This window comes from Lysobacter capsici (assembly GCF_018732085.1).
Classification (GTDB): Bacteria; Pseudomonadota; Gammaproteobacteria; order Xanthomonadales; family Xanthomonadaceae; genus Lysobacter; species Lysobacter capsici_A.
The window spans coordinates 3,587,425-3,612,280 of record NZ_CP076103.1 but is presented as its reverse complement, the minus strand read 5'-3'; the positions used below and the strand labels follow the sequence as shown (position 1 = coordinate 3,612,280).

Genomic DNA, 24,856 nt, shown 5'->3' with positions numbered 1-24,856 from the left:
TCCCCTTTTCGCTAGGGTACGAGAAAAGCGTGAGGTTGGTGCGGGTGATCGCGGCGGTTCATCAATGTCGCAACGGCCGTAATACGCGACATCGCGAACCGCTGCGCCCCCTGGCGCGGGGGCGCGGCGCGGTCGTTTACCAGCATCAGCGCTTGTCGCCGAACAGCCGGTTGGCGTTGTCCCAGCGGATCTTGCGTTTCTCCTCCGCGGTCAGATCGAGTTTCTCCAGCGCATCGACCGCCTGCTTGAGCGACAGCTGCGGATAGTCCGAGCCCAGCATCACGTTGTCGATGCCGACGTTGCGGATGGTCCAGACGAATTCGGCCTCCAGCGGCGAATCGGCCACCAGCACGGCGGTGGCCGAGATGTCGAAATGGATGTTGTCGAAGAAGAAATCCTTCGCCGTCCTGGCCATGAACAGCGAGTTCCAGAAACGGAAGTCCAGGCCGCCCATGTGGGCGAAGATGAAGTGGGTCTTGGGCAGTTGCACCGCCAGGTTGAACAGGTTCTGGCTGTCGCCCGGGACGATGTTGAAGTTGTCGAACAAGACCGCGACGCCCAGTTCGCCGGCCAGTTTGCACAGCGCGCGCACCCTGGGATCGGTGATGTCGAATTTCTGGGTGTGCGGGTGCAGCTTGATCGCTTTCACGCCCAGGCCGGCGAGCCGCTTCAATTCATCGGTCGCGGCCTGGTCGTCGAGCGGATGCACCGAGGCGATCGGCATAAGCTTCGGGTAGCGCTTGGACAGGGCGATCAGTTCGTCGTTCTTCGCCCGGGTCTGCGCCAGTTCGCCCTTGACCGCCATGTGGATGCCGCTGTGGCGGGTGACCGGTTGGTGGGTCGTGTCCAACTGGTCGTAGTACTCGCGCAGCGACTTTTCACCCTGCCAGACGTGGACGTGGACGTCGAAGACTTCCTCCTGGGCCAGTGCGAGTTGGGGTAGGCAGAGCAGCAGCAAGGCCAACGTGCGGTGCTTGAGCATGGCGGCGGGTCTCTGGGCGGGGCGGACAGATCGTCGGCCGGAAAGGCGAGGGCCATCTGCCGTATCGCACGTCTTTTCGCCCAAGGCAACATTTCTGCCGGCGATGAAAGGCAATTCGGCGCTCACGGATGTGTCGGCCGCCGCCTTTGATTAGTATTTGCACTCGGGATGCCGCTTACGGCGGCGACAGGGGTTGTGGGGACGCGATGTATACGAAGGAAGAATTCAAGCAGCGCTTTCGTGGCATGGACACGGAGGAGCTGATCCTCAACGCATCGCGCCCGTTGATCGATGAAGCGATGGCGGCGACGTCCGAGATACTGGCCGAGCGCGGATTGACTGGGGAGGCTGCGAGAGAAAAGGCCGATGATGTGATGCGCGCGCATCTGCAGGGGTCGGGAGCGACGCGGCAATGCGATTATTGCGGCGGGACAACCGCACTCGGGGCGGTCGTCACGGATAGCCAGAAATTTTGCAGTGAACGCTGTCGGAACCATTCGCAGCTGGCAGTGCTTGCGGTGGGCTTGGAGCCCAATGAGATTGCCGAGCACGCCAAGGTGATCCGGCGAGGCCCTTGCCCGAAGTGCAAGCGCCAAGGCGAGGTCATTGAAGTCAGACCGGTGCAGCGTATGGTGTCGGCGCTGGTGATCTGTCTGCACGAACGTTACGAATTTTTCGGTTGTCGGCGGTGCTATGAAAAGGAACTGCGATCTTCGCTTTTGATCAGCGGCCTTATGGGGTGGTGGTCGTTGAAGGGGCTGTTCCGCAACCCGGGTGTGCTTTGGCGCAATGTCGACGCAATGGGAAGTCGGGATCCCATCGAGCCGTCGCCTGCATTGTTGAAGTGCGCGAGCCTTGATCTGGCGCGACGATCACTGGCACCGGGGCAAGCGGTCGCGGTTTAGGGATGCGTTGGCCGGGCGGCATGCAGCGCGAACATAGGGCGCGATGGTTTGAATCCGTCGAAACACGGTGGCTCGGGTCTTCGCTTACTTGTTCACGATCAAACGCACCTCCCGTACCTCATCCGAATTCGCATCGCGCGCCGCTCCGCCGGCCGGCGTGGTGATCAAGCGAATACGCACGCGGCCGTCGCGAATCGCGTCGGCGGGCACGGGCACGGTGTAAGTCCCCGCGTCGCGACCGGGACGGATGCCGTGCGGCGAGATCGCGCCGAGATGGCGGCCGCTGTCGGTGCTCAGTTCGATCTCCTGGCCGCCGGCCAGCGCGCCCAGCCGCACTTGCAGATAAACGTTGTCGGCGGCGTCGAGCGCATGCGGGAGCGTAAGCGTTCGCAAGGGGCCGCCCGCCACGCACCCGCCCTGCGCGATGAGCAGGGCGAGTGCGAAGGCGACAGTGCCGCGTTGCATGAGGATCAACCCGCCGGCTTGATCGACACGCCGCGCACCGGCGCCGGATCGGCGGGTTGCTTGCCCGATGGCGCCAGGCGGATGTTGAACTGCGCGTTCGCGCCGAGCAGTTTGGCGTTGGAGAACGCGCGCAGGGTCTTGGGCAGGGGAACGGCGAAGGTCGCCGAATGCGACATCGCCATGTTCGGCATGGTCGGGCCGAAGAAGGCGAGGGTGCCGGCGTAGTACGGGCTGTTCGCATCCACTCGCTCGACATCGGCCGGCGCGTTGACCAACACGTCGAACTCGCGCGTGACCGCCAGGCCTTCCGGACGGTCGAGCGTGACTTCGGCGATCAACGAGGCCGGCTGCGCGCTGGCCAGATGCTGTTCGACCAGCGCGTTGGGCAGCAGCACCGAGGCCGCGCCGGCGTCGATGCCGCCCTTGATCACGCCGTATTTCGTCGCGCCCGATTTGCGCTTGGGCACGACCGGCAGGTCGCTGCCGAAGCCCGGGCCGTAGTCGTAGTCGAACACGCGGGTGCTGACGTAGTCGCCGGCCTTGGCGGGACCGACGAAGCCGCCGTCGCCGTCGACGTAGAACAGGAACGGCTCGGCCAGGAAGGTCGCCAGGTCGTCGCCGGTCGGCAGGATCGGCAGGCCGGCGGCGAGTTGTTTCCTGGTCCACAGGTCCCACAACCGATCCATGTTGGAGTGGTGCAGGTAGAAAATCGGATCGACCGGCGACAGGAAGTTGGTCATGTTGCCGTACGGGCCCGGGTCGATCGCGCCGACGCCGCCGATGTAGTTATGCACCTTGTTGTGCGGGAAGCCTTCGAGGATCGAGAAATTGGTCGAGCCGTCGGGCTGCACCAGGTGGGTGGCGGTCTTGGAACTGGCGAAGCTGTTGCTGATGCTCGGGTCGTAGAACAAGGTCGGAGTCAGCCCGGAGCTGACGATGGCGGGCGACACGTCGTACGCGGTCTTGTCGTCGAGCTTGGGATTGGAGCGCGACAGGTAGCGCGCGCCGCAGGTGATGGCGTAGCTCTGGTTGCCCGACAAGCCGGCTTTCTGCGCGAGGCTGTAGCCGGTGACGTCGTTCCAGGCGTCGTCGAAGGTCGGGTAGCCGCGCGAATTGAGTTGCGCGCGTTGCTCGCCGCTGAGGCTGTTCCAGTACTTGAGCAGCGAGGGTTTGACGAACTCGGTGAACTTGAGCAGGTTGCCGGTGAACGGCGAATACGCGCCGTCGGTGGGCGTGAGCACGCCGTCGAACATGGCGGCCGGGATTTCCGGGTGTCGGGTCCAGTCCCAGAACGGCATGGCGAAACTGGCGTCGCCGCTGAGCTTGCGGATGCTGCGTTCGAAATAGCCCACGTAACCGCGATGCCACACGTAGAACCACCAGTTGCCGTGCGGGCAATCCAGGAAGTGGGTGAAGGCGTTGCGGAACCAGTTGTGCGGATGCTCGGCCGGCAGCTTGAGCATGGCTTCGACGCCGCGCGCGTAGCTGATCAGCATGCGCTGGCCTTCGGGCGTGGCGACGTCGTGACGGCGATAGCGCGCGGTCGGGTCCGAGCCCTGCGTGCCGGGGCCGGCGGCTAGCAGCGAGCCGAGCGGCAGCATGCTGCCGGCCACGGCGGTGGCGGCGGTGGTCATGAAGTCGCGGCGTGTGTAGCGCATCGGTTTGTACTCCCCTGTGTGATGGCGATCGGCGATCCATCGCGCCGGCGCATCGCCGCTGTCGACGGTTGGCCGCACCGATCCGGATCGAGCGTTCTTTGTTCGAACGGTGCGGCGGCGGGGTAACGGACACCGATCGTGCGCACGCTTTCGATTTGCAATTGAAGTCACAAAAGCGAGCGGACGGCGCGGTGCCGGAGCGATCGCGAGTCGGGCCTGGGCGCCGCTGCGATGGCCCTCATGCCGCGCTTGCCGGCTCGGCGTTGCGATGCGCCGCTTCGCATCGATGGCTTCATATCGACGGCTTCACATGGACAAGTGATCGCCGTTATCAAGACGCAGCCTCCACGTCGTGTGGAGGCGCATTCACGGGGGGAAGAGGTATGCCGGTCGCAATCGCAGAAGAATCGCAAGTCATTCCGCTGGAGAATTTCCTGCGCGAGCTGGGCTTGCGCACCCCACAGATCAAGTTGGTGCGCGATGCTGGCATCGGTTCGCTGATGTCGTTGCAGCGCGCCTGCCACACGCCCGAGCGCAAGCTCGCGTTGCTCAAGAAGATCCGCGGCGACAAGCCCGATCTGGCTCACGAGCAGACCGCCGAGGCGATCGAGGACCTGGATGCGGCCACGGTGCAGGCGCGCATCGATCGCGCCAACGGCCGCAGCGCGGCGCAGGACAGCAAGGCCTTCGACGAAAAGAAGGCGCAGCTGACCAAGGCCATCGACGAGGTGGACGCGTTGCGCCAGGCCTGCCTGGCCGCGACCGGCGCCGAGCGCGATGCGATGGTCAAGCTCAGCCGCACGGAACTCGAGCGCATCCTCGCCCAATGCAAGGCCAAGGACTTGCTGGCGTCGGTCGATCTGTCGTTCGCCAGCCTGGACAAGCTCAGCGCCACCCTGGAGCAGATCGAACTCGGCCTGCACAACAAGATCGCCAAGAAGCTCGAGGAGTTTCTCGACAAGCGGCCGCGCAGCATCGCCGAGTTGCTGGACGAGAAGCAGATCCTGCGCGGCTTCTGCGTGACCGCCGCCAGCCTGGAGCAGGCCACCGGTTCGGACGTGCTCAACATGGGCGGCCGTCTGCTGCGCGCCTCGGCGCTGACCAATGTGCAACTGGACTATTCCAGCGAACAGGCCAGCAAGCAGGCGGCGCAGCGCTTCGAGACTTCGGCCTCCGCGTTCGCCGCCTCGGCCACGGCCAAGGGCGCGGCGTTCGTAGGGTCCGGCATCGGCGCCTTCAGCCTGATGGCGAACTACGCCGCGGCCCAGCAGAGCCAGCGCGACGAGAGCTCGACCACCGCGCGCCAGATCGCCACCCGCATCAAGACCCACTACCGCAAATCGCAACAGGCGGCGATGGACCTGCCGAGCGATCAATTGGCGTTCAGCGACGCGGCGCTGGCCGGGTTGCGCGCGATCGACGCGATTCCCGCCGCGCAGACGGCGCAACGCCGCGCCGCGGCCGAGTTCTTCCTGCGTTCCTTCGGCAGCCACGTGTTCTGCCGGGTGTTGCTCGGCGGCTGGTACAAGTACGAGGCCAAGGCCAGCAGCACATCGAGCGAAAATCAGCGCACCCTGGACGAAGCGGTCAGCCGCGCCACCGATTGGGCGATCTCGGCATCGGCCTCGTACCACGGTATGGGCGGCGGCGGTTCGGCGGCCGGGGCCGGGCGCGGCAGCGACAGTCAGGCGAGCGCCGGTTCCTCGGTCACGCATTACAAGTTCAACGAGCAGAGCGTCGCCCTGTCGGTGTCGGTGCTGGGCGGCATGGCCGAATTGCCCAGCGAGTTGTGGCTGGCGAGCCTCAAGCCCGATGCGCATTGGCAGGTGATCGATCGGTCCTACGACAAGGCGGTGTGGGACATCCTGCGCCTGCCGCAGACCGTGGCGCAGGTGAAGGAGGAGGCGAAGGGAAATGCGCCGATCGCCATCGCGGCGCTGGCCGAGTTGCTCGAGGACGTGTGGGTCAACGATGTCTTCATTCCGACGGTCGAACTGCCGGGCCTGCGCCAGCACCTGATCAACCGGGCGCTCAAGACCGCCGCCGCGCTGGCGCGCGAGATCCGCAGCATGACCCAGATGCCGAACATGCAACTGACCTTGTTCGAGAAATACTTCCGCCAGCCGAGCGAGCGGCTGGACACGAGCGTGCAGTTGCCGGCGGGCTACAAGATCCTCGGTGGCGGTGCGTCGGCGGTGAGGCAGAAGGCCGGCAATTTCCTGATCGCCAGCCATCCGTCGGTGGCCGGCACCGGCAACGGCCAGCGCTGGAGCTGGCATGTGCTGATGAAGAGCATCGACGACAGCTCCGCGGTCGAGCACGTCGTCCGGGTGATCGCCTTGTACGATCCGAACGACGAATGGGACGTGCGGATCTTCAGTCAGTCCAGCGATGCGCTCAAGGAGGATCATTACTTCAAGCTCGCGCCGAACGACGGCTATCTTTTCACCGGAGGCGGCGGCAGGGTGCATGAGACGGCCCTGGCCGATACCGCGGTGCTGGGCGGAATGAGCTATTGTCCCGTCGGCGCGAAGCCCGGTCCGCCGCAGGAGCGCTGCCACTACGCGGTCTACAGTCATCACGTGGTCAAAAAATGCCCACACAACCTGACCGCGTATGCGATCGGATTGCGTCCGCGCGGCAGCGCGAAGCTTGCCTGGGAATACCGCGTGCATGAATTCCGCGAAAGCGCCCATCACGATCACGTCATCCAGCATCTTGCCTCGGGCGATGGCGTCCTTCACTCGGTGATGATCGGTGGCGGCGTGATGATGTCCCCCAGGCCGACGCCCAACGGGCTGACCGGTTCGTGCCCGCTGCCGTATCCCGAATCGGGGCATCGCGCGCAGCCGCTGTACGCCTGGCACGGCACCAGCAAGGATCACCATACAAGCGCGCCGGCCATCATGAACTCGTTCACGCTGGCCTTGACCAACGTGGATATCGATTGGATCGAACCGGCCGCTCTTGGCTGATCGTACACATGCTCAGGTCCTGGCGAGCCCCCGCGACCGCGCAGCGATGCTGCGCGGTCCGTGGCGATGCCGCGACGCCGCGACGTTGAACGCGGGCGATGAACACGCCGCGCCGCCGTCGCGGCGAATGCCGTGTTTCAAGTCCGATGGCCGTAACCGGGCGGGTTTGCCGTGCTTATCGAGGTCTTGCGCGGCGACGCTGGCGCGTTGCGGCGAGATTGCGCCGGACAGGATCAAGCGGATGGGTGACGGCTTCGTCATGTTGGCTCGCCGGCGGTCGCCGCCGCGATGCCGCGATCCACGACGGCCACCCGCATGTTCATGCCCGGCCGTTCAATTCCCGACGCAACCAGGGGCACCTCATGAATACGACAGAACACGATCCGAGAGCGGCTGCGGACAACGATCACGCGCAGGCCCCGCAAGCCGATGCGTCGAGTTACCAATCCGAATGCGTGCGCCTGGTCAACGCGATCCTTCCGCTGTGGTCGAGCGCGCGCAACGTATGGCGCACCGCCTGGGCGATGGACACCCTCGTCGACTTCTTCGCGATCTCCGGCTTCGACAGTTCGGGTTGCGAAGTCGCCGCGATGGAGGGGCTCAATCCGATGAACAACGGCGGTTGGTGGGACGACTTCGGCTGGATCGGCATCGCCGCCTTGCGCGCTGCCGACCAGGGGTTCGTCCCTGGCCGTCGCGACGATTTCGTCCGCATCGCCATCAATTCCTGGGCTTATATGCATGGGCCGGGCTGGTCGCTCACGCCGACCAAGGCGGTCTACCCGTTCGCCACCTTGCCCGGTTGGGACAAGTTCGCCGCGGCGAACCCGAACAACACCGGTACGTCCAACGCGTGGAAGGTGATCGATCAGACCCGGCCCGATCCGCAGCCGCCGGCGCCGCCCAATGCCTGGATCGCGCCGCGCTTCAGCGGCGGCGCGTGGAATTCGCCGATCACCACCGACCAATACCCGTATCCGGTCAAATTCGTGCTGGACACTTGGTCGCCGCCGTATCTCAATCCGGCGCAGAACACGGTGACCAACGGCGGCTACACGCTGCTGAGCCTGCGGCTGCACCAGGCCTCGCTCAATCCGGCGTACGCGCAGATATTCCGCGACAGCGGCGTGGATGTGGCCGCCTGCCGGGCGGCCTGGATCAAACAGGTCGGGTGGTTCGACCAGTGGATGGCCGACACGATTCCGGCCGAGTCGTTGCTGTCGAAGCTGCAAAGCGGCGCGCTGATGCGCGAACGCGTTTCCACGTTCGCGCCGGTGGCGTCGAACCAGGGCCAATCGTACTGGGATGCGATGTTCCGCCAGGATTTGTTCTGGACCGGCGATCAAGGCTTGCTGCTCGGAGCGCTGCGCGAGTCGAAGGCGGCATGGACCGGCGCACCGCCCGCATCGTTGACGCTGTATCCGAAGATCGTCCAGGGCGTATTCGACAACGTGTACCAGCCGCGCAGCTACAGCGCGACGCCAGGCCGTTATCCGTTGCCGTGGCTGGACATCGGCGTCAGTGATCCTTACACCGCATCGCCGCCCGGAGACGATTACGCCAATTACGCGACCGGCGTGGCGGTGTTCATGCGCTATGCGCTGCAGGCGTACGACGCCGATCCGGCGCTGCTGGCGCCGTATCGCGCTCTGGTCGTCGGCACCGCGAACGGTGTGGTGCAAAGCGGCTTCGGCGCGAACGCCTATCCGGCCGGGGCCTGCGACGCCTTTGCCGCGGCCGGCGGTTCGCCGGAGGATCAGATGACCCCGTACGTCAACAGCCTGTCGATATTGCTGCTGGCCATCCGGATGACTCGCTGAGCGGCGATCGCGGCGCCGGCACGAACGAGCGTGCCGGCGCCGCGACGCGAGCGCGCAGATATCAGCGATTCACCGCCGGGCCGTTGACGCCGACGTAGCCGTTCGCGCAACCGGTGGTGCAGGTGGTGGCGAGCATGTTGTAGACGATGCGGCCGGCGTTGGTCTTGGAGCGGAAATGGCCGACGCCGTTGCTGGTGTCGCCGCCGCCGGCGTTGTACGGGCTGCCGTCGCTCCAGTTCCAGTCGTAGGCGTAGGCGCTGCTGCCCACGCCGATGTCGACCTGCGCCTTGACGTTGCTCGCCGCGTTGAACAGCGCGCCGCTGCTGCAGCCGGCCGAATAACTGGTGGTGAAGCACTGCACCTGATCGTAGAGGCCGGCGGTGATGGTGTAGAACGAGATCGAGCTGTACATCGTCGGCATCGCGCGCAGGCTGTTGCTGCCGCTGCCGGTCCAGCGGTTGTAGCCGTAATAGGCCACGCCGCTGCTCGGGTACAGGCCGAAGGTGTAGTAGTCGTACGGGAACACATAGGCTTCGGCGTTGCAGGTCGGCGCATACGGCGACTGGTAGCCGGTGCTCAGGCAGGTCTGCAGGCCGCGCAGGCCGCCGCCGATGTTGACGAAGCGGCGCACGCTGGCCTGGTAGCCGTGGTATTTCAGCATCGCCAGGGTCATCGACGAACCCAGCGAGTGGGTGACGATATCGACCTGGCTGCGGCCGGTGTAGGTCTTCACCTTGTCGATGAAGGTCTTGAGGGTCTGGTACTTGGCCGGCTGGTGGTAGTTGTTCTGCGGCGCGCCGCGTTCGTCGGCGTCGAGGTAGGTGATGCCGAACAGTTCGCAATCGTTGTAGCCGCGCGCCTTGAGTTCGTCGTAGACCGAATTGGCCGGCGTTGCGTAGCCGCTGACCGCGGCGGGCGGCATGTCGAAGCTGATCGCGCTGTCGCCGTTGCCGGCCACGAACACCACCGGCGTGCGGGTGGCGATGCAGTCGCCGCCGCCGAAGCCGCCGCTGCCCACGCCGGGGCTGAAGCCGCCGGCGTACTGGCTGGCCGTGCCCAGGCAGGTGTAGCCATTGTTGCTGCCGCAATCCAGGGCCTGCGCGCTGGTGGGCATCAACAGCGCGCCGCCACCCGCCATCGGCAGCAGCGCGGCGAGCGCGAGGCCGCAGACGGATGCGGACCGGCGACGAACATCGGCCAGACCGGACGATACGAGCGTGAGCGTGTCGGTAAGGGTGTTGCGGAACATGAGCGCCTCCCCAGAGACTGTTCGACGACAACGGAATGGATCGCGCCGATGGTGGGCCCGGGGAGGCGGGTTGGGTATTGCACCTATGGGCGAGGGCCAGTGCTTCGGGCCGTCGTTGTCGCCGACTCGTTACTTGCCGGCGTGCTTGAGCGAAGAGCAGCCGCACGCGGATTGCGCCGTCGCCGGAAACAGGTCGAGCAGGGCGCGGTGGATCTCGACGATGCATTGGAACGCGATCTGCGACGGCGGCGCCGCGCCGTCGGCATAGCAGTAGTCGATGTCGTCTTCGGTGCCGCATTCGGCCAGGTCGGCCATGCCGGTGTCGTACAGATGGTACGAGTCGCTGCCGCCCGAGCGCGTGCCGATCAACTCGGTCGCGCAGGTGAAGGGCGCCGGAAACGCCGGGATCGTGGCTTCGCAGTGTTCGCTCAGGCCGAGCACGACGGTCGCGCTGACCACCGTCTTCTGGTCGATCGTATCGACGGTGCAGACCGCGCCCACGGCGGTCGACGCAAGCGACGCGGCGAGCCACACGCCGGCGACGATGCATCGTCGCGGCGACCGACGGGCGGATGAAGTGTCGCGGATAAACGCAGGGTTGTGGGCCGTTGGACTTCGGCGGATCGGTTTCATCGCACGCTCCCGTTGGCGCTCGTACGAGCGCAGGACAATAGGTTGGGGCGGCGCGGGGGCTGTCGTGAAAGGCGGCTGTAATCCACGCCGGCCTGTTGTTGCAGTCAGCCTAGTCCTGGATGGTCCGGCGGACTGTGACGCGCGATCGCGCGATCGATCGCGCGCGCCATTCACTGACGAGCAGGCGACGGACGGCTGGAAACACCGGCGGATCGTGAGCAACGGTTAGCCACGGCCAGCCATTCGAAACCATCGCGTCGCCAGCGCGAACAGGCGGCGTGGCGCGGCCCTTGGGCCGATGCGGTGCTGCGGCATGGTGCGCTGGAGCTCATTGGTTACGGCGTGTGCATGACCGGATCGACCGTGTCGACCGCCGCCGCCGTGGATCGCCGCATTTGCCGAGTCGGCCGTGTCCGCGCCCGGATTTGGTCGCCGAACAGCCGCGGGTTACCATGCCTGGGCGATTTCATCGCCCTTGCGTTCGTTCCCGCGAATCCGCGCTTGCGGCTCGCGCACCGTTCCGCCGACATCGACGCCGCCGCGACTCACGGCGGCGCGAGGTTGCGCGCGATCGGTCGGGACGACCGCGTTCGTCATCGGCTTCGATACTCGCGGATCGCGCATGGGCGCGGTCCGGCATCGGAAGCATTCACCCCACTGAAAGGACATCGTCTTGAAGAAGTTTCGTTCCCTCGTATTGATCGGCCTGCTGTCGCTGTTCGTCGCCGCCTGCTCCAGCGGCGGCCGCAGCACCATGACCCCCGACGAGTACCTGCTGCACAACGTCTCGGCCTGGAACGGCGCGACCGAATACATCAACCGCTGGATGGCCGGCGAACAGGGCGAGGCGTTCACCCGCTCGCTGCAGGAACGCAAGGGCATGAAGCAGTACGCCAGCCCGCTGGGCCATGCGCGCGCCGAACTGGCGCAGGTGCTGGTGCAGGTGCAGACCTTCCCGCCGCCGGAGGATGCGGTCGCGCTGCGCGACAAGACCGTGGCCTACCTCAAGACCGCCGACAGCATCTACGAGACGATGCAGAAGGTCGCCGCGTTGCCGGACGGCTTCGGCGACGAGCAGTTCGCGCCGCTGGGCGCGCAGCTCGAGCGCCTGGGCAAGGAACTCGACAGCCAGATGAGCGGCTTGAACGACGCGCAGATGGCCTACGCCACGAAGCACAAGATCCAGCTGCAGCAGTCCAGCGGCTGAGCCTGGCGCGCGGGACGATCGAGGCCGGCCGCCGCGAGGCGCCGGCCTTTTTTATGCGGCGCGGCGTGCGCGCCGGCAATGCGGCGGACGCGGATCGTCCGCGTCGTCGTCTACGCCGGCAATCGCGATGCCGCCAAGACAACAGGCGCGTGGCGGGCCAAGAACGCGGCGCAGTCTGTAGAATGACGGCCCGATCCGGTTGATATTTTCGCGGCGGTAAGCGCGATGCCATCTTCCGGCTCACCGAAGCGGTGGCGCGGCCGCGCTCGCCGCACCGACACACCGTCCGGCGCCTGCGTGCCTGGACGCGATCTTCCAAGGCAGGAACCTCGCATGCAATCCAAAATCAAGGCAATCACCTGCGCCGCCCTGGCGCTGCTCGTCGTCACCGCGCCCCTCGCCAGCGCGCAGGACGCGAAGTCGATGGAAAGCGGATTGATCGACGCCTTGCGCTTCGACGCCAAGCGGCACGAGCGCGTGGCTCCGTCCGGCCCGGCGTTGCAGGCCTACATCCGCGCGGGCTATCTGGACGCCAGGCCGGGCGCACGCGCCGACTACACCGATTACCGGTTGATGAAGAAGCCGGCGACCCTGATGGGTCACACGCTGGTGGTGATCGAAGAGGAATACATGACTGCCTACGTCGGCTGCTGCGTCAGCGAAGGCGTCGGCGTGACGGTGAGGCTGAACGGCGCCGCCGACACGCTCAAGGCGTTCGCGAAGGACAACGCCTGCACCTACAGCGAACTCGACGACCCCGGCGCGGAGTTGAAGGGCTTCGACATCGCCAACGACCTGCCCAAGGGCAAGTACGCCAGCCTGAGCTGCCGCGAGCGCGACAGCCAGCGTTGAGGCAGATCGCGCGTGCCGGCTCGGCGGCGTGTTCGCGCGCGGCATCTTCCGCACTCATCGCAACGGACACCGGCTTGGCCTGATCGGCTAGCCGGCGTCCGCGGGTTTGCATCACAGCCAAGGCCGCGTGGCACTGCGCGCCGCCGGGCCACGAGGCTTACGAGTCGACCGAGAACGCGCCGAAAATCACTGCGTTGCCGTTGCCTGGAAGCGTACATACCATCGAGGTGAAGCTCCAGAAGCTGACGGTGGGCAGCGAGACCGGGTAGTCGTAGGTAGCGGCGCTGGTGCTGAAGCTGGACGAGCTGAGGAGCGCGCCGGTATAGCTGTAGGCATACACCGTGCAGGTGGTGGTTACGCCGCCGGAGTTGGAGCCGTCTACGTAGAAGCTGCGAGTCGGCCCGGTCACCGGATGGGTCGTGATGGGACAGATGACCGACCGCGCATCGGCGCTGATGTTGCGCACCCCGCGGTAGAAGTAGTCGATATCGAGCGCTTCGGCTGCGTTGTAGTTCCTGCATGCGGAGCCGTGGGTGCTGAGGTTCTGGGATGTGGCGGCGCGGGCGTCGATCGATGCGGCGCTGGTCAGCACTCCCGCCGCGAGCGCCGCGGCGGTGATCCATGCGTTGATTTTCATGCGATACCTCCTAGGGTTAGTGGACGAGTTCCATGTCGCGGATTCCCCCTTCCTGGAAACCACCCAGGCATTGCGCACATCGGTCGCGATGGTTCGGTATCAGCTTTTGGGTGCCGGCGATGAGGCCGGGTCCGGCCCCATCAGGTACAGCACCGTTTGGGTCTGCCCGTTCTGATTGACGACGGTTTGACCGACCATGCGCGGCAATACATCGACGAGTTGCTGCGACCACAGCGGCAGGCTCTTGTTGACCCGGCCCGAGCCGTCGTCGGCGAGTTCCATCCGGCAGGTGCTGGCGCGGCATTCGACATTGCGCGCCGCGCCGCGCATCGCATCGGCCTGGTTGATCGCATCCCACAGCCGCGAAGTCGTCTTGGTCGACCAGCGCGGATCGACTTTTTCCAGTTGGAACGAAGCCTGCAGGCCGGCGACATAGGCGGCGTGGCGTTGTTCGTCGGCGGCGATCTGGCGGCGCATGTCGGCCATCGAGGCGACGCCGCGTTGGGATGCGGGATCGCCGCGGCGTTCGATCGCGTTGATCTGCGATTGCAGCGACGCGACCTGCGCCTGCATGCGTTGCAGGTCGGCGTCGCTGTCGCCGCTGCGTTCGGCGGTGGGTTCGCCGATCGTCACCGCTTCGCGCGGCGCGGTGGTCGATTGCGGTGCGAAGACGTAGACCAGTGCCAGGCCGCTGAGGACGAGCACGGCTCCACCGATCCATGGCAGGTAAGGGGTTTTCATGGACGATGGTGTAACAGAATGCCGGGTGAAACTCATGTCGCTTAAAAAACGACACCGCCCAGGCTGCGCACGGTCTCGGTCCAGACCGCGGCGATCAGTTTGCGTCGCGAGGTCACGCCGGTCTTGTGGTATATGCGCTGCCACATCGTGCGCACGGTCGATATCGAGCAGCCCAGCAAGGCGGCGATCTGCTTGTCCTCGGCGCCGCGCACCGCCGCCAACAGCACTTGCTGTTCCATCGGACTGAGCTGCGCGTAACGGCCCGCGGCGACCGCGCGAAGCAGATCGTCCTGAGGGCTCGAGTCGTTGCGCACGGAAGCCGTAGACATCCGATGTCGGAAAAGCGCTGCGGGGACAACTATCCAACGCAGGCATCCGGTCGCGCAGGCCAGTGTGTTGTGATGCCGATCGACGTTTAATAAAACTGAATATCGTGTTTGCTTCGCGGCGGTTCGCGATCGGGCCGTATCGCGACGCGCATCACGCCGCGTCGCGGCGAGGCGTATTTCAGCTGCGGAAACTTATTCGCGCGCATCTCGGGTTGGTGAACATCCCGGGCGATACAAGAAACCGATGCGGGTGTTGTCGCTTTGCGCGCTGCGGCCGGCTTCGGGACAGGCACGAAACCGCGCCTGTCCCGCAACGTTCAACGCTTGCCCGCGTTCGCCTTCGCTTCGTCGGTCAGCGGCCGCACGTACTGCAGCAGGCTCACCAGGGTCTTGCCCGGCTCTTCCCACATGATCATGTGCGAGGCGTTTTCGAACCACACGCCCTGCTTGTACGGCGCCTTGGTCCGCGCCAGCCAGTCGGCGGTCGGCTGCGAAGGGGTCGTGTAGTCGTGGCGGCCCATGAACATCACCACCGGGATCGGAAATTCCTTGACCTTGGTGAAATCGACGTCGAGGAATTCGGGCAGGATCCGGCCCAGGCTGAATTCGTTGCCCTGGTCGATGCCGGCGCGGTCGCAATCGTTGTAGTCCGGCGACAGCAGCGGCGCGCGGAAGTAGTACGGCGATTCGTTGCGGTAGGCGGTCATGCCGCCGTAGTACTGCGCCCACTTGCGCGCGGTGATGATGCGTTCGCGGGTGATCGGCTGGTTGCCGGGGTAGGGCGCGATCGTCTCCATTTCCTTGACCGCTTCGGTGTTGCCGAGCGCCTTGGCCTGCTGCAGGCCGAATTCGAAGCTGATGCGCTCGTTCTCGCGCACGTTGATGACCTGGCCGATGCCGACGTAGGCGTAGAACAGGTCCGGCCGCTTCAGCGCCGCGGTCATCGCCACCACCGTGCCCCAGCTGTGGCCCATCAGGATGAGCTTGCGCTTGCCGTAGCGCTTGCGCACGTACTCGGCGATTTCGATCGCATCGTCGGCGTAGCGATCGATCTTCAGGGTGTCGGCATAGGCGGCGGGATCGTGCGAGGCGAAGGTCTTGCCGGCGCCGCGCTGGTCCCAGTTGACCACGGTGAAGTATTCCTCGAGCGGGCGCTGGTACTGCCACATTGCCGGGATCAACGGCGCCGCCGGGCCGCCGTGGGCGAACAGCACGATCGGGTTGGCCTTGTCCTGGCCGCGCACGTTGATCCATTGCTCGACGCCGCCGATGCGGGTGGCGTAGGCCTCCTGGATGCCGTTCGGCGCGACGATGCGGTTCAAGTCCTCGACGATCGCGCGGGCCTTGGCGTAGCTGGAGGTGTCCTTGCATTCGGCGGCCGGGGCCGCGGGCGCGAAGCACAGCAGCAGGGCGATCAGCAGATGCATCGTCTTCATGGGAGGTACTCCGGGTGCGGTTCAAGTGTGGCGGCGGGGCGGGTGGATCATCGCGACGATGGCGGCGATCGGGTTGTTCGCTTGCGTCGATGAAAGTGATGCGTCCAGGCCGGCAGAGGTTGCATGGCAGGAGCCGTTACTTTCGACATTGGCGCAGCGTGTCGTGTGTGATCGACGGCGATCGTTATGCGATGCACAAAGGAAAAAAGCGGCCGAAGCCGCCTTGCCACACACGGTATCCGAAAATCCGGGCGAGGCCATCTGATACCTGTCATGTGCGAAAGGCGGCCGAGGCCGCCGGATCCATGTCGGATAAGAAAAGGCGGCCGAGGCCGCCTTTTCGTCTATCCCTGCATCGACACTTGTGCGGTGTGCGGCCTGGTTCAGGGCAGTTTGGTGCCTTGATCGGCGATCGCCAGCCAACGCAGGCCGTTGTGGCTGTAGGTCACCCCGGTCAGCGCCTTCTGCTTGTAGCCGATGCGCGGAATCTCGTAAGTGGTTTCGTACAGGATGTAGGCCGAGCTGCAACCGTCGACGACGCGGTAGCGCTCGGTCCAGCTCCACTTGGCTTCGCGACCGGAGAAATGGCTGGCCAGCGTGGTCATGATCGCGTCGATGCCGATGCGGACCGCGCCGCTGTCGAATACGGTGATGGCGCGGTCGTCGTGGACGGCGCGGAAGGTTTCGGCGTCGTAGTCGCGGAACGATTCCATGTCGGTGCGCTGGGCGATTTCGAACTGGCGCGCGCAGATCCGGGTGAGGATGTTGTCGCCGCCCAGGCTCTGCGGCGCGGCGTTGCCCGGGCCGGCGGCGAACGCGCTGCCGCTCATGCACACGGTCAGTGCGGACAGGGCGAACGGAACCAGGGAGCGATTGATGCGATGGGTCATGGCCATTCCTTTGTGTGCTGCGGAGGGTGGGCGCACGTTAGCGAAGGCGCTCGGCGGGCGATGTGCCGACATCGCGAAGCCGCCTGCTCGGCGACGACAATTGACCCTGCTCGCGATCGCGGGCGATTGGAAACGCAATCGCGGCCAATCGCGAACGCATCGATGCGACCCGCTGGTCGATGCCAGGCCACTGCGAGCGACCCGGGCGAGGGAGTTGAGGCGACCGGGTTCGCCGAGATCGCGATGGAGTGCGATTTCGGTCACAGCATCGCCGCTATCACCCGCCAGACATGACAGCGACCACTATCGGCTGCGCGCATGCCGTGGGATATCGCGCTGGTCGGGCCCGCGCGGGCGGGCGCGTCGCCATCGAGGCGTCCACGCGCCATCGCGCCGCGGCCTTCCATCTTCGCAACGCTCGCCATCATGGGGATTCACGCAGTGGCCACCGAACGACCCGATCGCTTCTTTCATACCCGCCTTGCCTGGCTGAGCCTGCCGGCGTTGCTGCTGGGCTCGCTGATCGCCATGCCCGCCGCCGCGCAGGCGCGCGTGGGCGGCGAGGGCCAGGCGCACCTGGGCGCGCTGTGGCCGGCCGATCCGCCGGCGCAGATCTGCGGCAACACCGCGTTGCTGAGCAATCCCGATCCGATGCCCGCCAACGCGGTGCGGGTGCCGGCCGGCGACAACAGCGGCATCGACTTCCGCCGCGCCAACACCACGTTCTGGTTCGAACCCGGCGTCCATACCTTCAGCGACGACATTTACGGCCAGATCATCGCCCAGGACAACAACGTCTACCTCGGCGCGCCCGGCGCGATCCTCGACGGCCAGAACAAGAACCTGTACGCCTTCACCCGCGCCGCCAGCAACGTCACCATCCGGTACCTGACCATTCGCAATTTCGGCCGCGGCCGCGACAATTTCGACCAGGCGGTGGTCAACCACGACGCCGGCGACCACTGGACCATCGAATACAACACCATCATCGGCAACGACGGCGCCGGCGTGTTCCTCGGCAGCCACAACACGGTCCGCTTCAACTGCCTCAAGGACAACGGCCAGTACGGTTTCAGCATGTACAAGCCGCCGGTGCCCAGCACCGCGCCGCAGCCGGGCGAGCAAGTGCCGGGCCGGTCGGCGATCGTCGACATCGAGCTGAGCCATAACGAGATCACCGGCAACAACACCGACGACTGGGAAACCTCGACCCACTGCGGCTGCACCGGCGGCGGCAAGTTCTGGGACGTGGGCGGGGCCAAGGTCGTGGGCAACTACGTCCACGGCAATCACGGGACCGGCCTGTGGGCCGACACCAACAACATCGATTTCCTGTTCGAAGGCAATTACATCAAGGACAACGACGGCGTGGGGCTGTGGTACGAAATCAGCTACAACGCCACCATCCGCAGCAATACCTTCATCAACAACGCCTGGGCCTCGGGCAACCGCGACACCGGTTCGCCGGCGCCGGCGATCTACCTGTCCGAATCCGGCGGCGACAGCCGGCTGGCGAGCGCGGTGTCGGGTTCGACCCAACTGCGCGTGCAGGACAATTATTTCGAAAACAACTTCTCCGGCATCACCATCTACGAGAACGCCAACCGTTTCTGCAATTCCAACGGCAATACCAGTTCGACGTACTGCACGCCGTTCGTGCATCCCTCGGTGATCACCCGTCCCGATCCGGCGCATCCCAGCGTCTATCCCGACCCGGTCAGCAACCTGCACCCGTGCTACACGCAGATCGGCAGCGACGCCACCTTGAAGGCCAATTGCCGCTGGCGCGCGCAGAACATCGAGGTCAGCAACAACGAGTTCTACTTCGATCCCGCGGTGGTGCCGTGCGGAAGCTCGGGTTATTGCGGCGCGCAGGCGCTGTACGCGACCGGCACCGACAACATCGCCTGGTCGCCGTACACGGTGCAGCAGGTGCAGCAGGACGTGATGTTCAACAACAACAACCGCTTCGCCAACAACCACTACTACGGCCCGTGGCGCTTCGCCAAGCGCTACGGCGAGGCGATCAGCTTTCCGGTGTGGCAGGCCGCGCCGTATCTGCAGGATGCCGGCAGCACCACCGACGGCGCGTTGTTCAACGTGATCGATACCCCGACCGCGACCCTGGAAGCGTCGGCGGGCCTGTGGTCCCAGTGGTACGGCGCACAGATCGCCCGCGTCGGCGTCGCCCATGGCGGCGCTTACGGCTTGCAGGTGACCGCCGACGACAGCTACTGGGGCGTGCAGGTCGCCAATCATCCCGGCTATCGGTCCGACGGCGGCAGCAAGCGCCTGAGCTTCTGGGTCAAGCACGCCGCCGGCACGCCGCTGCCGACCGCCAACGCGCGGGTGCAGTTGCGCTGGGCGAAGGAAGACGGCAGCGCGGCGACCGGCGACCCGGATACCTCGGTCAGCAACGTCTATCTGCCGGCCTTGAGTGGCGACTGGCAGCAGGTCGTCGCCGACGTGGTACCGCCGCCGCTGACCGCCAGCGTGTGGATCGTGGTGGTGGGGTCGGGCTCGGCCGGGATCGGCGCTTCGTTCTATCTGGACGACGTGGTGCTGCAGGACACGCCGCTTTGAGGCCGGAATTCGGGCCTGGGGTTTAGGGGTTCGGGACCGGGAATCGCAGGCTGGCCTGCGACTCCCGATCCTCGGACTTTTGATAAGAATCTCAATTGCGGTATGACCGTGGTCATGAAATGATTTTCCCGCCGCCGCAAGGGCGGCCGCTCGGCCCCGACGACGGGCAGGGATGCTGACGCACTACTCAGGGGAAAACATGATCAAGCGTGTACTCGTGCTGGCCGCCTTCGCGTGCCTGCCGTTCCAAAGCCTAGCCGCCAAGATCGAGACGCTGCCGATGCCGATCGCGCCGGAATTGCCGGTCGAGATCGTGCTGCACCAGCAAGAAATCGGGGTCACCGTGCCGCCCAACGCCGGCGTGGCCTTCGGCCTGATCGGCGCGCTGGTCGGTTCGGCCATCAACAACGCCCAGGTCGCCAACGGCGAGAAGCGCGTGGCCGAAATCCGCAACCTGCTGGTCGACTACCGGTTCAACGAGCAGATGGAAAAGGCGCTGCGCGCCAAGCTCGTCAATGCCGGCATCTCGCCGCAGCCGGTGATCACCGTGCGCGAATCGCCGTGGGAGGCCGTGGCCGCGACCCAGGCGGCGACCACCGCCGCCGACGTGTTCGTGATCACGCCCAGCTATACCTTGTCCAACAATTTCGAAGCCATGTCGGTCAGCTTGAACGCGCAGATGGTGCATCGCGAGATCAAGGCCAACGGCAAGCCCAAGGTGCGTGCGCGCTTCGGCCGCAACTACGTGTTCAATATCCCGATGCAGAAGATCGACGGCAGCAACGCCGACGAGGACGCCAAGCGCTGGATCGCGCTGGGCAAGCCGGGATTGCAGACGCTGGTCGACCGCGGCATCGAGCAGGTCACCGACATGCTGGTCTACGATTTCTCCAGCGAAGGCCGCGCCGAATCGGCCAAGAAGGTCAGCGGCGGCGAAAAGTCCAGCCTCAACGGCCGCAGCTTTGCCGGGCGCCAGTTGCGCGCGGACAGCGAGTCGGTGTGGACCCGCGTGGGCAACAACTGGATGCAGTCGATCACCGCGTACAACCCGATCAGCGGCCAGCCGGTCGCGGCGATGCCGTCCGCGCCCGCCGTGGCTGCGCCTGCGCCCGCGGCGGCGGCCGGTCAGGGCTCGCCGTGAATCCGCGCCGCTGCGTGGCTGCCGTCGCGATCGCCGCGACGGCAGCGCTGACGGCCTGCAATACCAAGGTGCATCAGGTGCGGGTCGATCCGAGCCGGCTCGACAACACGCGCTCGATGCCGGCGTTGCGTTGCGGCTATCGCCTGGTCGAGGTCGCCGACGCGCGTCCCGGCGGCGGCGTGGGCGGCCTGGGCCGTCACCAGCTGATCCTCGACGACGCACCGGCGATGGTCGATGCCCAGTTGCGCAAGGCCGGGCTGAAGCCGGCCGACAGCGCCGGCTTGCCCGGCGTGAGCGTGCAGCTCAAGCAGTTGTACCTGACCCAGAACCAGACCACGAAGGTGCCGGTCGCGGTGTACCAGGCCAGCATCGACGGGCAGCCGCCGTTCCTGGTGCGCGCGTCGAAGTCCTCGATCAACTGGAACGGCACCGAGAACGAGGCTTACAGCGCGCTCGCCACGGCATTGCTCGATGCCAACGTGCAGCTGTTCACGGCCTTGAACACGCGCTGCCCCGCGGCAGGTTGAGCGCGCCGCGCCGGCGCGCGTCGGTGCCATGCCGGGCAAGCCCGGGCCGGACCAGGGCAGGCATGGCGGCATACACCGCCATGCCTTTTTTGCACGCCGCGCAGTGGCCTGAGGCCGAATTGTTTCGCGTTGTAAGGAAAGCTGCGCGCCGCGGCCCGACGGCATGTTCGCTGTCGCGACGCGGCGATGCGGCGATGCGACCGCAGCGCGCATGCCGTCGCGCGTAGCGCCGATGCGGCGCGCGCATGGTCGTGCATTGGTCTTCCCTTCGACGAGGAAAACTTCATGAGCCCCAATCCGATCGGCAACGCCCAGCCCGCACTCGATCCGGCCCTGACCATCGCCCTGGCGATCGCCTCCAAGGCCGCCTACGACTACTACCAGGGCCAGCCGTTCACCTCGCCCGACGGTTACCAGCAAGTCGGCGCGTGGACCGGTTGGGATTCGATCCTGTTCAGCGGTTCGGAAGAGCAGTACGGCCTGGTGTTCCAGGCGATCAACGATCCGGGCACGTACATCTTCGCGTTCCGCGGCACCGACTCGGACATGGACGCTTACGAGGACGTGCATTTCATTCCCACCGATTTCGTTCCGACCCACGGCAGCATCAGCCCCACGCCGCGGGTGTCGTCGGGCTTCTACGGCATCTACGACAGCGTCGGCGACGGCATGAGCCAGTCGATGCGGCAGCAGTTGTTCGCCTTGCTCGACCAGTACGCGCCCAATCAGGTGTACGTCACCGGCCACAGCCTCGGCGCGGCCCTGAGCCAGTTGTTCTCGCTCGATCTCGCGATCAGCCAGCCGCTGTCCTCGCTCAATCTCAATTTTTCCAGCCCGATGGTCGGCACGCAGGATTGGCAGACCGCCTACGCGCAGACCATCGCCGACAGCGCCAGCCTGCGCGTCTACAACTACTGGGACTACGTGCCGTCGCTGCCGCCGTCGCAGTTCGACTACCGCGCGGTCGGCACCGGGTTCCGCACCGCGTTCTATGTCGCCGGCGAGTGGTTCCCGCATCTGCTGTCGCGTCATTCCCTGGTCAACCTGACCACCGTGCTGACCCATGCCTTGCCGAACGACCCGCAACAGTGGGCCGGGCAGTTTCCCGATTACGTCGACGCCTCGCTGACCATGATCAGCACCTTCCCGCCGGCCTCGGCGGACGTGCAGTGGGCCGATCGCATGCAGCAGCACATGGCGCTGGAGACGTCGCTGAAGGCCGCGTCTTAAGCGGGCAGCGCGACCGTTTTGTCGAGCTTGCCAATACGCCGCGCGGCGCGAGCCGTGCGGCGTTGCCTTGTGTGGGGATGAGCGGGCTTCGTCCGCTTCATCGACATCGGTCCCGATCGCCAATCGCGTTCGTTCTTGGCTCGCTTGCGCGCGCTCATCGTTGCGGCGGGGCAGGCCCGCATGACGACGCCATGAGCGGCGCAGTTGACGCAGGTGTTTTCACGTAATACCGTAAGTTACATGAAAACACCCGAACGCCTGTCCGTCGCCCTGCACGTGCTGTTGCACATGGCCGAGCGGCCCGAGCAGCCGATGACCTCGGAAGAAATGGCCGCGTGCGTCGGCACCAACCCGGTGGTGATCCGCCGCAGCTTCGCCGGTCTGCGCGAGGCCGGCGTGGTCAGTTCGGTGAAAGGGCACGGCGGCGGCTGGCGGCTGGCGCGGGCGCCCGATCAGGTCAGCCTGGCGCAGATCCAGCAGGCGCTCGGCGAGCGCATGGTGCCGCTCGCGGCCAAGCACGATGCGCCGCAGTGCCTGATCGTGCGCGCCGTGGTCGACGTGCTCGACGAGGCGATGCGCGAAGCCGAGCAAGTGCTCGATCGTCGCCTCGCCACGCTTACCTTGGCCGATCTGGCCGCTCATGCCCAACGCCTGCACGGCAGGCGTCATATGAAAATCGGAGGTGGTGGTCATGCGTCATGACGTAGCCGTTGTCGGCGGCAGTTTCGCCGGCCTGAGCGCGGCCTTGCAGCTCGCGCGCGCGCGTCGGCGGGTGCTGGTGATCGATGCCGGCTTGCCGCGCAATCGCTATTCGGCGGCGGCGCACGGCATGCTCGGTCACGACGGCAAATCGCCCGCGCAGATTCTCGACGAAGGGCGGACGCAATTGCTCGCCTATCCGAGCGTCGAGTTCGTCAACGCCACCGCGACCGCCGCGCACCCGCACGAGGGCGGCTTTGCCGTCACCCTGGACGATGGCAGCGAGCGCAGCGCATCGCGCCTGATCCTGGCCACCGGCATCCGCGACGAATTGCCGGCGATCGCGGGGCTGCGCGAACGCTGGGGCGTGTCGGTGCTGCACTGTCCGTTCTGCCACGGCTTCGAATACGCCGACCGCGCCCTGGGCGTGCTGGCGAATCATCCCTTGTCGGCGCATCAGGCCGGGATGATTCCCGACTGGGGCCCGACCACGTATTTCACCCAGAACCGGTTTGAGCCCGATGACGCCGAAGCGGCGCATCTGGCCCATCGCGGGGTGGTGATCGAACGCGTGCCGGTGGTCGAACTGCTGGGCTCGGCGCCGCATCTGGACGGGGTGCGGCTCGCCGACGGCCGGGTGATCGAACTGGCCGCCTTGTTCACCGCGCCCACCAGCCGCATGGCCAGCCCGTTGGCCGAGCAACTGGGCTGCGAGTTCGAAGACGGGCCGCTGGGCCGCTACCTGCGCGTCGATCCGATGAAGGCGACCAGCGTCGGCGGCGTGTTCGCCGCCGGCGATGCGGCCGCGGCCATGCAGAGCGCGACCCTGGCGCTGGCGGCCGGGGCGATGGCGGGGTTCGGTGCGTATCAGTCGTTGTTGAAGGCCGCTTGATGCGGTGAAGGGTCGATCTTCGGCAGGAGCGAGGCAGTGGCAGGAGCGAGGTTTGATCGGCGCGCGCGAATTTGGCGATCGCGCCGACTGGCGGCGGATCGTGCGTCACCGCGCCATGACGCGGCTGGTATTTATAGTGATCGCCACTTCAACGGTGCCCGTGCCATGAATCGCCATCGCCTGACCAATCGCTGTGGTCTTCCGCTCCTGCTGATCGGCCTGACGCTGGGCCTGGCCGCATGCAATACCTCGAAAAAGGCGCAGGCGAGCGCGCCGTCGCCGACTCAGGCATCGCCCGCCGCCGAGGCCAAGCCGACCGAACCGCGCGTCGGCATGGCCAACCCGGCCTCGGTGCATTGCACATCGCTCGGCGGCAAGCTCGAAATCCGCACCGGCAAGGACGGCGGCCAGTACGGCCTGTGCAACCTGCCCGATGGACGCGTGTGCGAGGAATGGGCGCTGTTTCGCGATGGGAAGTGCGAAAAGCCGGCGGAGTAAGCTTCGCGACAAACCTGTTTCGATCGGGGCCGCCGTTGGCCGCCTCGATCGAATGCCGATAAGCTGCGGACGATCGATTCGATGGGCCGTCCTCCATGTTCCATCCCTTCCGCTTGATCCGCAGCTATGTCCATCAGGGCCGCATCGGCGTGCTGGTGGAGTTCGGCCTGGAAACGGATTTCGCTGCGAGAACCGCGTTGTTCGATGGGTTCGGCAACGACATGCTTTTGCATATCGCCGCGTCGGCGCCGCGTGACATCGAGGGATTGCTGGCGCAGCCGTTCGTGAAAAGGCCCGAAACACCGGTGGCCGACGTGCTGGCGGAGGTCGCCGCGCAGTTGCGCGAGCGCATCGGCATCGTCCGTTTCGTGCGATGGGACGTCGAAGAACCGCTCGAACGTAGACCGAATCCCTCGCCCGATCCGCCCGAGGCCCCGGCCGTTGCGCTGCGCATCGTCGGCTGAAGCGCTGCGCGTGCGGTCAATCCTGATGCGGACGCGCAGTCCG

The 24,856-nt window shown here is 66.0% G+C and carries 24 protein-coding genes; 13 read left to right on the top strand and 11 right to left on the bottom strand.

Going from position 1 to position 24,856, the window contains the following annotated elements; translation table 11 throughout:
• Nucleotides 1-145: 145 nt before the first annotated feature.
• Nucleotides 146-982, bottom strand: coding sequence for an amidohydrolase family protein (locus KME82_RS14915; protein WP_215494751.1), 837 nt, complete (start codon nucleotides 980-982; stop codon nucleotides 146-148).
• A 206-nt stretch (nucleotides 983-1,188) separates the two neighbouring features.
• On the opposite strand from KME82_RS14915, the gene KME82_RS14910 reads away from it, so the two are divergent.
• Nucleotides 1,189-1,887 (top strand): hypothetical protein, encoded by a 699-nt coding sequence (locus KME82_RS14910; RefSeq protein ID WP_215494750.1) that lies wholly within the window; start codon nucleotides 1,189-1,191, stop codon nucleotides 1,885-1,887.
• Nucleotides 1,888-1,971: 84 nt separating this feature from the next.
• Here KME82_RS14910 and KME82_RS14905 read toward each other — a convergent pair whose 3' ends face one another.
• Together KME82_RS14905 and KME82_RS14900 are read right to left on the bottom strand one after the other, a co-directional pair.
• Nucleotides 1,972-2,352, bottom strand: coding sequence for a hypothetical protein (locus KME82_RS14905; protein WP_215494749.1), 381 nt, complete (start codon nucleotides 2,350-2,352; stop codon nucleotides 1,972-1,974).
• A 5-nt stretch (nucleotides 2,353-2,357) separates the two neighbouring features.
• On the bottom strand, nucleotides 2,358-4,010 hold the full coding sequence (locus tag KME82_RS14900) for a tyrosinase family protein (protein ID WP_215494748.1): 1,653 nt from the start codon (nucleotides 4,008-4,010) through the stop codon (nucleotides 2,358-2,360).
• Between the two features lie 383 nt (nucleotides 4,011-4,393).
• Between KME82_RS14900 and KME82_RS14895 the strand changes: the two genes are divergently transcribed.
• Both KME82_RS14895 and KME82_RS14890 read left to right on the top strand, forming a co-directional pair.
• Entirely contained in the window at nucleotides 4,394-6,985 is a 2,592-nt protein-coding gene (locus tag KME82_RS14895) for an MAC/perforin domain-containing protein (protein WP_215494747.1), read from the top strand.
• 362 nt (nucleotides 6,986-7,347) lie between these two features.
• Complete coding sequence (locus tag KME82_RS14890; RefSeq protein ID WP_215494746.1) at nucleotides 7,348-8,805, top strand: hypothetical protein; 1,458 nt, start codon at nucleotides 7,348-7,350, stop codon at nucleotides 8,803-8,805.
• 61 nt (nucleotides 8,806-8,866) lie between these two features.
• Here KME82_RS14890 and phaZ7 read toward each other — a convergent pair whose 3' ends face one another.
• The 3 genes from phaZ7 to KME82_RS14875 form a co-directional block, all read right to left on the bottom strand.
• On the bottom strand, nucleotides 8,867-10,054 hold the full coding sequence (gene phaZ7, locus KME82_RS14885; RefSeq protein WP_215494745.1) for an extracellular native short-chain-length polyhydroxyalkanoate depolymerase PhaZ7: 1,188 nt from the start codon (nucleotides 10,052-10,054) through the stop codon (nucleotides 8,867-8,869).
• Between the two features lie 129 nt (nucleotides 10,055-10,183).
• Nucleotides 10,184-10,588 carry a hypothetical protein gene (locus KME82_RS14880; RefSeq protein ID WP_215494744.1) on the bottom strand — a complete coding sequence of 135 codons (405 nt, stop codon included), beginning with the start codon at nucleotides 10,586-10,588 and terminating at the stop codon, nucleotides 10,184-10,186.
• 546 nt (nucleotides 10,589-11,134) lie between these two features.
• Nucleotides 11,135-11,311, bottom strand: coding sequence for a hypothetical protein (locus KME82_RS14875; RefSeq protein ID WP_215494743.1), 177 nt, complete (start codon nucleotides 11,309-11,311; stop codon nucleotides 11,135-11,137).
• Nucleotides 11,312-11,360: 49 nt separating this feature from the next.
• Here KME82_RS14875 and KME82_RS14870 point away from each other — a divergent pair, with 49 nt between their 5' ends.
• Both KME82_RS14870 and KME82_RS14865 read left to right on the top strand, forming a co-directional pair.
• Nucleotides 11,361-11,894 (top strand): hypothetical protein, encoded by a 534-nt coding sequence (locus tag KME82_RS14870; RefSeq protein WP_215494742.1) that lies wholly within the window; start codon nucleotides 11,361-11,363, stop codon nucleotides 11,892-11,894.
• Nucleotides 11,895-12,227: 333 nt separating this feature from the next.
• Nucleotides 12,228-12,746, top strand: a complete 519-nt coding sequence (locus KME82_RS14865) for a hypothetical protein (protein ID WP_215494741.1) — start codon at nucleotides 12,228-12,230, stop codon at nucleotides 12,744-12,746.
• A 157-nt stretch (nucleotides 12,747-12,903) separates the two neighbouring features.
• Here KME82_RS14865 and KME82_RS14860 read toward each other — a convergent pair whose 3' ends face one another.
• The 5 genes from KME82_RS14860 to KME82_RS14840 form a co-directional block, all read right to left on the bottom strand.
• The gene (locus KME82_RS14860) at nucleotides 12,904-13,383 is read right to left on the bottom strand and encodes a hypothetical protein (RefSeq protein ID WP_215494740.1); all 480 of its coding nucleotides are present in this window, start codon (nucleotides 13,381-13,383) and stop codon (nucleotides 12,904-12,906) included.
• A gap of 99 nt (nucleotides 13,384-13,482) precedes the next feature.
• Nucleotides 13,483-14,088 carry a hypothetical protein gene (locus KME82_RS14855; RefSeq protein ID WP_215494739.1) on the bottom strand — a complete coding sequence of 202 codons (606 nt, stop codon included), beginning with the start codon at nucleotides 14,086-14,088 and terminating at the stop codon, nucleotides 13,483-13,485.
• Nucleotides 14,089-14,165: 77 nt separating this feature from the next.
• Nucleotides 14,166-14,453 carry a response regulator transcription factor gene (locus KME82_RS14850; RefSeq protein WP_215494738.1) on the bottom strand — a complete coding sequence of 96 codons (288 nt, stop codon included), beginning with the start codon at nucleotides 14,451-14,453 and terminating at the stop codon, nucleotides 14,166-14,168.
• Nucleotides 14,454-14,770: 317 nt separating this feature from the next.
• Entirely contained in the window at nucleotides 14,771-15,889 is a 1,119-nt protein-coding gene (locus KME82_RS14845) for an alpha/beta fold hydrolase (protein WP_252255336.1), read from the bottom strand.
• Nucleotides 15,890-16,272: 383 nt separating this feature from the next.
• Nucleotides 16,273-16,779, bottom strand: coding sequence for a hypothetical protein (locus tag KME82_RS14840; RefSeq protein ID WP_215494737.1), 507 nt, complete (start codon nucleotides 16,777-16,779; stop codon nucleotides 16,273-16,275).
• 441 nt (nucleotides 16,780-17,220) lie between these two features.
• Here KME82_RS14840 and KME82_RS14835 point away from each other — a divergent pair, with 441 nt between their 5' ends.
• The 8 genes from KME82_RS14835 to KME82_RS14800 all read left to right on the top strand — a co-directional run bounded on the left by KME82_RS14835 (nucleotide 17,221) and on the right by KME82_RS14800 (nucleotide 24,813).
• The gene (locus KME82_RS14835; protein WP_215494736.1) at nucleotides 17,221-19,362 is read left to right on the top strand and encodes a right-handed parallel beta-helix repeat-containing protein; all 2,142 of its coding nucleotides are present in this window, start codon (nucleotides 17,221-17,223) and stop codon (nucleotides 19,360-19,362) included.
• 199 nt (nucleotides 19,363-19,561) lie between these two features.
• The gene (locus KME82_RS14830) at nucleotides 19,562-20,503 is read left to right on the top strand and encodes a hypothetical protein (RefSeq protein ID WP_215494735.1); all 942 of its coding nucleotides are present in this window, start codon (nucleotides 19,562-19,564) and stop codon (nucleotides 20,501-20,503) included.
• A 14-nt stretch (nucleotides 20,504-20,517) separates the two neighbouring features.
• The gene (locus tag KME82_RS14825; protein ID WP_215494734.1) at nucleotides 20,518-21,030 is read left to right on the top strand and encodes a hypothetical protein; all 513 of its coding nucleotides are present in this window, start codon (nucleotides 20,518-20,520) and stop codon (nucleotides 21,028-21,030) included.
• Nucleotides 21,031-21,315: 285 nt separating this feature from the next.
• Nucleotides 21,316-22,260 carry a lipase family protein gene (locus KME82_RS14820; protein ID WP_215494733.1) on the top strand — a complete coding sequence of 315 codons (945 nt, stop codon included), beginning with the start codon at nucleotides 21,316-21,318 and terminating at the stop codon, nucleotides 22,258-22,260.
• 240 nt (nucleotides 22,261-22,500) lie between these two features.
• Nucleotides 22,501-22,962: an Rrf2 family transcriptional regulator gene (locus KME82_RS14815; RefSeq protein ID WP_215494732.1), complete on the top strand. Its 462-nt coding sequence runs from the start codon at nucleotides 22,501-22,503 to the stop codon at nucleotides 22,960-22,962.
• Complete coding sequence (locus tag KME82_RS14810) at nucleotides 22,952-23,851, top strand: NAD(P)/FAD-dependent oxidoreductase (RefSeq protein ID WP_215494731.1); 900 nt, start codon at nucleotides 22,952-22,954, stop codon at nucleotides 23,849-23,851. Before KME82_RS14815 ends, KME82_RS14810 begins: the two co-directional genes overlap by 11 nt.
• Nucleotides 23,852-24,016: 165 nt before the next feature.
• The gene (locus KME82_RS14805; RefSeq protein WP_215494730.1) at nucleotides 24,017-24,349 is read left to right on the top strand and encodes a putative hemolysin; all 333 of its coding nucleotides are present in this window, start codon (nucleotides 24,017-24,019) and stop codon (nucleotides 24,347-24,349) included.
• 95 nt (nucleotides 24,350-24,444) lie between these two features.
• Nucleotides 24,445-24,813, top strand: a complete 369-nt coding sequence (locus KME82_RS14800; RefSeq protein ID WP_215494729.1) for a hypothetical protein — start codon at nucleotides 24,445-24,447, stop codon at nucleotides 24,811-24,813.
• Nucleotides 24,814-24,856 lie beyond the last annotated feature (43 nt).

Excerpts from the sequence above, each read along its gene's own strand:
- KME82_RS14915 (WP_215494751.1), bottom strand. The coding sequence starts at position 982 with ATGCTCAAGCACCGCACGTTGGCCTTGCTGCTGCTCTGCCTACCCCAA.
- KME82_RS14910 (WP_215494750.1), top strand. The coding sequence starts at position 1,189 with ATGTATACGAAGGAAGAATTCAAGCAGCGCTTTCGTGGCATGGACACG.
- KME82_RS14905 (WP_215494749.1), bottom strand. The coding sequence starts at position 2,352 with ATGCAACGCGGCACTGTCGCCTTCGCACTCGCCCTGCTCATCGCGCAG.
- KME82_RS14900 (WP_215494748.1), bottom strand. The coding sequence starts at position 4,010 with ATGCGCTACACACGCCGCGACTTCATGACCACCGCCGCCACCGCCGTG.
- KME82_RS14895 (WP_215494747.1), top strand. The coding sequence starts at position 4,394 with ATGCCGGTCGCAATCGCAGAAGAATCGCAAGTCATTCCGCTGGAGAAT.
- KME82_RS14890 (WP_215494746.1), top strand. The coding sequence starts at position 7,348 with ATGAATACGACAGAACACGATCCGAGAGCGGCTGCGGACAACGATCAC.
- phaZ7 (WP_215494745.1), bottom strand. The coding sequence starts at position 10,054 with ATGTTCCGCAACACCCTTACCGACACGCTCACGCTCGTATCGTCCGGT.
- KME82_RS14875 (WP_215494743.1), bottom strand. The coding sequence starts at position 11,311 with ATGCGCGATCCGCGAGTATCGAAGCCGATGACGAACGCGGTCGTCCCG.
- KME82_RS14865 (WP_215494741.1), top strand. The coding sequence starts at position 12,228 with ATGCAATCCAAAATCAAGGCAATCACCTGCGCCGCCCTGGCGCTGCTC.
- KME82_RS14860 (WP_215494740.1), bottom strand. The coding sequence starts at position 13,383 with ATGAAAATCAACGCATGGATCACCGCCGCGGCGCTCGCGGCGGGAGTG.
- KME82_RS14850 (WP_215494738.1), bottom strand. The coding sequence starts at position 14,453 with ATGTCTACGGCTTCCGTGCGCAACGACTCGAGCCCTCAGGACGATCTG.
- KME82_RS14845 (WP_252255336.1), bottom strand. The coding sequence starts at position 15,889 with ATGAAGACGATGCATCTGCTGATCGCCCTGCTGCTGTGCTTCGCGCCC.
- KME82_RS14840 (WP_215494737.1), bottom strand. The coding sequence starts at position 16,779 with ATGACCCATCGCATCAATCGCTCCCTGGTTCCGTTCGCCCTGTCCGCA.
- KME82_RS14830 (WP_215494735.1), top strand. The coding sequence starts at position 19,562 with ATGATCAAGCGTGTACTCGTGCTGGCCGCCTTCGCGTGCCTGCCGTTC.
- KME82_RS14820 (WP_215494733.1), top strand. The coding sequence starts at position 21,316 with ATGAGCCCCAATCCGATCGGCAACGCCCAGCCCGCACTCGATCCGGCC.
- KME82_RS14815 (WP_215494732.1), top strand. The coding sequence starts at position 22,501 with ATGAAAACACCCGAACGCCTGTCCGTCGCCCTGCACGTGCTGTTGCAC.
- KME82_RS14810 (WP_215494731.1), top strand. The coding sequence starts at position 22,952 with ATGCGTCATGACGTAGCCGTTGTCGGCGGCAGTTTCGCCGGCCTGAGC.
- KME82_RS14805 (WP_215494730.1), top strand. The coding sequence starts at position 24,017 with ATGAATCGCCATCGCCTGACCAATCGCTGTGGTCTTCCGCTCCTGCTG.
- KME82_RS14800 (WP_215494729.1), top strand. The coding sequence starts at position 24,445 with ATGTTCCATCCCTTCCGCTTGATCCGCAGCTATGTCCATCAGGGCCGC.